The organism is Pseudomonas sp. GW821-FHT02H09, assembly GCF_059421425.1.
Map to the genome: position 1 here is coordinate 1 of NZ_JBWKVA010000062.1, position 512 is coordinate 512.

The following is a 512-nucleotide window of genomic DNA, read 5'->3' on the forward strand; positions in this document are numbered from 1 at the left end:
CGTTCGTCGTAGCGGTAGCGGACCAGGGTCTGCTCGGTGCGCCAGGCGTCTTCGAGGGTGTCGGCCGGGTGCAAGCTTTGATAGTCGACGGCGATGATCTGCGCGCGCTCGTAGCGCAGGCGCAGGGCGCGGCCGGCACCGTTGTCCAGGCGCTGGATGCGTTGCTGACGGTCGCGGCTGACGTGCAGGAGGTTGCCGTAGGCATCGCTGATGGCGCTCAGCCGACCCCCGCGAAAGTGGTAGAACCGCGCCGCATCGCCGGCTTGGGCGAGGATCAATTCTTCTGAATCGTCGCCCAGGTAAATCGCCGCCCGCGCCAGGCTGTTGTGGATCGCCGGGCGTTCGGCACTGGGCAGCGGAAAGGTGGTGCGGCGGTTCTCCTGGTCGATCCAGATCACCGAATCGCCACTGATCTCCAGCCGCTGCGCCAGCGAATGACTCCAGCCCCACCCCAGCCCGCCATCGAGCTCCACCGCGCTGCTGCGGTACAGCCGGGTCCAGCTGAACGGCAG

Annotated in this window: 1 protein-coding gene; it reads right to left on the reverse strand. The window is 67.6% G+C overall.

Translation table 11 applies throughout. From position 1 onward, the window contains the following. Positions 1 to 512 (reverse strand): DUF6531 domain-containing protein (locus AC07VR_RS31655; protein WP_495013651.1); only part of this gene is annotated, 512 nt, incomplete at both ends.